The 4,404-nt window shown below is 65.0% G+C and carries 4 protein-coding genes; 3 read left to right on the forward strand and 1 reads right to left on the reverse strand.

Annotated features, from left to right (window positions below; genetic code table 11):
* Window positions 1-250 precede the first annotated feature (250 nt).
* The 3 genes from V0R59_RS31635 to V0R59_RS31645 are packed head-to-tail and all read left to right on the forward strand — an operon-like array spanning window position 251 to window position 3,642.
* Window positions 251-1,651: a metallophosphoesterase family protein gene (locus V0R59_RS31635; RefSeq protein WP_330078424.1), complete on the forward strand. Its 1,401-nt coding sequence runs from the start codon at window positions 251-253 to the stop codon at window positions 1,649-1,651.
* A 54-nt stretch (window positions 1,652-1,705) separates the two neighbouring features.
* Window positions 1,706-2,626, forward strand: a complete 921-nt coding sequence (locus V0R59_RS31640; RefSeq protein ID WP_330078425.1) for a GGDEF domain-containing protein — start codon at window positions 1,706-1,708, stop codon at window positions 2,624-2,626.
* Window positions 2,623-3,642 carry an AraC family transcriptional regulator ligand-binding domain-containing protein gene (locus V0R59_RS31645; RefSeq protein WP_330078426.1) on the forward strand — a complete coding sequence of 340 codons (1,020 nt, stop codon included), beginning with the start codon at window positions 2,623-2,625 and terminating at the stop codon, window positions 3,640-3,642. The genes V0R59_RS31640 and V0R59_RS31645 overlap by 4 nt, the downstream gene beginning before the upstream one ends.
* Window positions 3,643-3,688: 46 nt before the next feature.
* Here the strand turns inward: V0R59_RS31645 and V0R59_RS31650 are convergent, their stop codons facing one another.
* Complete coding sequence (locus V0R59_RS31650; protein ID WP_330078427.1) at window positions 3,689-4,123, reverse strand: RDD family protein; 435 nt, start codon at window positions 4,121-4,123, stop codon at window positions 3,689-3,691.
* Window positions 4,124-4,404: the final 281 nt, after the last annotated feature.

The raw sequence follows: 4,404 nt of genomic DNA on the forward strand, positions 1-4,404 counted from the left end.
TTTTCCAAGAAAAAAGTAAGCCGCCGTAAAGGCGGAAAGCGCCGGCGCAGTCGCCGCCGCGACCGGATATGCTCGCAGCACCAGCACCAGCACCACAGAGCAACAAAGATGCGATGAGGTCCTGGAAAACGCCCGAACCCAACATTTTTTTCACATCTGCCTACGTCCGAATAGACCCCCCACCCTGTAACCCAAGCGTCATTTGCCTTTGTTTCCTTGGCCGGCATAACCCACCTGACAAGGACTTTCCATGATCCGCCCGAGCCTCCTGGCCCTCGCCCTCTCCGCCTGCCTGGGCAGCGCCAGCGCCGCCGAACCCCTGCCCCATTCCCCCGGCGCGCCCTATGCCGCCAGCGGCCTGGCCGACCGTATCGTGCTGACCCCGGGCGCGGACCCGGCGCGGGAAATGGCCGTGGCCTTCCGCACCGACAGCCGCCAGGGTGTCACCGAGCTGCAACTGGCCCCGGCCCTCGACGGCCCGCAACTGGAGAAACGCGCGACCTTGCTGGAAGGCAGCAGCCAGCCGCTGGACACCGAGAACGGCGCGGCGCTATACCACCAGGTCCGTCTCGGCGGACTGCAACCCGACAGCGCCTACGTCTACCGGGTCAAGGGCGCCGACGGCTGGAGCGAATGGCTGCAGTTCCGCACCGCCGCCACCGGCTTCAAGCCGTTCCGCTTCATCTACCTCGGCGACACCCAGAACGACATCCTGTCCATCGCCTCGCGCAGCGTGCGCCAGGCCCTGCAGGCCACCGCCAACCCGGCACTCGTGGTGCACGCCGGCGACCTCACCTCGCAGCGCGACGACCTGGTCCATGACGACGAGTGGGGCGAATGGAACCAGGCCGGCGGCTTCCACTACGCCGGCATTCCGCAACTGGTGGCCAGCGGCAATCACGAATACCTCGACAGCACCAACCCCGACGGCAGCGAAAGCCGCACCCTCGGCCCGCACTGGCCACGCCAGTTCGCCCTGCCCGGCAATGGCGTGAAGGGCCTGGAAAGCACGACCTACTTCAGCGATTACCAGGGCGTGCGCTTCATCGTCCTCGACGGCACCGCAGCGCTGGACCTGAACACCCTCGACCAGCAGACCCAATGGCTGGAACAGCGCCTGAAGGAAAGCCGCGCGCGCTGGAACATCGTGGTCACCCACCAGCCGATCTACACCTGCGCCCGCCCGGAAGACACCGAGCCGTTGAAGGCCGCGTGGAAACCGCTGTTCGAGCGCTACAAGGTCGACCTGGTGCTGCAGGGCCACGATCACTGCTACAGCCGCCTGAGCAATGCCCTAGGGCGTGGCGCGGCCAGGCAGGCACGGGCAGCCGGCAAGGTCCAGGGCCCGGTGTACATGGTGTCCGTGGCCGGCTCGAAGATGTACGGCCTGAACGACCGCGCCCGCCAGCAAGCGGACCGCAGCGCCGAGGAAACCCAGCTCTACCAGACCGTGGAAGTCCTCGCCTCGCGCCTGGAAGTGCGCAGCTACACCGCCAAGGGCACGCTCTACGACGCCTTCGACCTGAGCCGCGACAAGCAGGGGCACAACCGCCTGGTGGAACCGGTGAAAAACCTGCCGGCGGAGCGCTTCTGCAACGGCGAGCAGGGCCCCGACCAGTTGCCCTGCAAGTCCCGCAGCAAGTCCTTGTAATACCCCTGTGACCTTGGTCGGGCACGCTGGGCGGGCCCGGCCTGGAGACTCGCGATGAAATCACTGCTGAAACTGCACACCCTGACCTTCGTTGGCCTGGCCATCGCCGCCAACCTGGGCGTGCAACTGTACCTGGCCTTCGGCGAGGTCAAGCCGTGGGCGCAGATCAACTGGATGGACGTGGTCGGCGAAGGCGGCTCGGGGCTGATCTGGCTGCTCTGGCTGGTCATGCTCCTGCGCAGCCGCCCGGTCGGCCGCGTCACCCGCATGCTCGCCATCGGCATGGCCTGCGTGTGCTTTTCCTGGTGGATGGACGTGCTCGACGAGTTCATCCGCCTCGCCCCCGGCGCGGTCTGGGACAACTGGCTGGAAACCGCGCCGATGCCGGTGGGCCTGCTCCTGGTGACCTTCGGCGTCTACCACCTGCACAAGGAACAACAGGCGATCAACGCGCAGATGAGCAAGCGCGAGGGGCTGTTCCGCGAGCACCTGCTGTTCGACAAGCTGACCCCGCTGGGCGGCGCCCAGTACCTGCGCGAGCATGTGCGCCTGGCCCTGGAGCAAGCCCGCCGCGAGGAGCAGCCGCTGTCCCTGGTGGTGCTGGATATCGATGATTTCAGCGCGGTCAACCTGGTCCATGGCGAGGCCGAGGGCGACCACCTGCTGCAGGTGCTGGCGCAACTGCTGCTGCTCAACCTGCGCCAGCAGGACGTGCTCTGCCGCCTGGCCGGCGACCGCTTCGTGGTGGTCATGCCCAACACCGGCGAGACCCAGGCCCGCGGTCTGGCGGATGAACTGCAACAGGCGGTGGCCAGCCTGGCGCACAAGACCCATCGGCATGGCGAACGCGTGCACCTGCGCGCCAGCGTGGCGGTGGCCATGGCCTATGACGACGATGTCGAAGGCCTGCTCAAACGAGCCAACCTGGGCATCGCCAGGGCCAAGCGGCAAGTGCCGCAACAGGGGGCAGCATGAGCGGCTACGAGCGGGACCAGCGCTTCATCGTCGGCCACTACCAGCCGGCGGCCCTGATCGACCTGGCGCTGTCCCGGGGTATCGACAGCCATCGCCTGTTGCGCGGTTGCGAAGTGTTCTACGAGGACATCAGCCGCGGCAGCGCGCGCTTCAGCCAGGAACAGTTCCTGACCCTGGTGGACAATGCCCGGCGCCTGCTGGATGCCGACGACAGCGCCTTCCTCTTCGGCCAGCGCCTGCTGCCGGGGCATTACGGCGAGGCCAGCCAGACCCTGCTGCATGCCCGCGACCTGTACCAGGCGCTGGAGAACCTCTGCGAGTTCCACGCCTTGCTCAGCCCGCTGCTGACCCCGCGGCTGCTGCTGGAAGAGCACTACCTGCACCTGTACTGGCAGGACGGCTGCGGGGCCGGCAACCAGGCGCAGTTCCTCGGCGAGGCCTGCCTCGGTTCGGTCTTGGCGATGAGCCGGCGCCTGGTCGGCGAGCACCTGCCGTGGCGCATCCAGTGTGCCTGGAGCCAGCCGCGGCATATCGAGCAGTACTGGGTGTACCTGGGCGAAGAGGTGCGTTTCGATGCGCAGATCACCTTGCTTTCGCTGCCACGGGAATTCATCCATCGGCCACTGCCGAATGCCGCGGCCACGCCGGGGCTGGTGGCGCGCCAGGCATGCCTGGGGCAACTGGAGGCGCTGGGAGGCGGATCGAGTTTCCTCGATTGCCTGTTCGATCACCTGCACCGGCATATCCATGAACCGATCAACCTCGACCGGGTGGCTGCGGCGTTCGATACCAGCCCGACCACGCTCAAGCGCAAGCTGGGGAAACACGGCACCCACTTCCAGCAGCAGCTGGACCTGGTGCGCCGGCATGTGGCGCTGTACCTGTACCAGATGAAGGGGTACACCAACGAGGAGGTGTGCAACTACCTGCGGTTCAGTGACACGACCAATTTCAGGCGCTCGTTCAAGCGCTGGACCGGGCTGACGCCGAGCGGGCTGGCGCGGTGGTTTGGTTGAAGGCCCTGCAGGAGCGAGCTTGCCCGCTCCTGCCATCCCGGCACCCTCAGGTGCGCAGCACTACGGTATTGGCGAACATATCCCCCAACCGCTTGCGCGACCCGAAGAAGATGAAGATGAAGTCGAGCAGAGTCAGGAATGACAACGACAGATTGCGTGCAATCGATTGCAGGAGCGAGCAGTTCAGGTAGCTGCGCTCGTCGACCACGACGATTTTCATCAGGCGCTTGCCCAGACTCTGTCCCTTGAGGGCGTCGGCCCCCAGGGAATAGGCAATCGCCAACAGCATTGCGAGCGGCGTCACGAGATCGTAGCCGGTGAAGTGACCGAAGTGCATGTAGAGCACGTTATTGAGGTAAACCGACGCGATCAAGATCAGGAATACGATCGCCTGGTCGACCAGCCGTGCCAGCAATCGCTGCCCCAGGCCTGCCAGGTTCTTCGGTTTCTCGTAGGGAATGTGGGCGGTGCTTCCATCCATGAATCCAATGCTCCTTGATGTGCGGACTGATGGTTAATGGCCATAAGCCATCAAAATTGAATCACACTCGGGGTCTGTTTCACAGTGCCCGTCTCATCGCGGCAGGGTAGCTACAAATCTTTGTTGCTTGGTGGTGTTGGTGTTGGTGTTGGTGTTGGTGTTGGTGTTGGTGTTGGTGTTGGTGTTGCGAGCATATCCAGTCGCGGCGGCGACTCCGCCGGCGCCTTCCGCCTTTACGGCGGCTTACTTTTTTCTTGGAAAAAGTAAGCAAAACCGCTCGC

The sequence above is a fragment of the Pseudomonas ulcerans genome (assembly GCF_036324125.1).
GTDB lineage: Bacteria > Pseudomonadota > Gammaproteobacteria > Pseudomonadales > Pseudomonadaceae > Aquipseudomonas > Aquipseudomonas ulcerans.

Excerpts from the sequence above, each read along its gene's own strand:
- V0R59_RS31650 (WP_330078427.1), bottom strand. The coding sequence starts at position 4,123 with ATGGATGGAAGCACCGCCCACATTCCCTACGAGAAACCGAAGAACCTG.
- V0R59_RS31635 (WP_330078424.1), top strand. The coding sequence starts at position 251 with ATGATCCGCCCGAGCCTCCTGGCCCTCGCCCTCTCCGCCTGCCTGGGC.
- V0R59_RS31640 (WP_330078425.1), top strand. The coding sequence starts at position 1,706 with ATGAAATCACTGCTGAAACTGCACACCCTGACCTTCGTTGGCCTGGCC.
- V0R59_RS31645 (WP_330078426.1), top strand. The coding sequence starts at position 2,623 with ATGAGCGGCTACGAGCGGGACCAGCGCTTCATCGTCGGCCACTACCAG.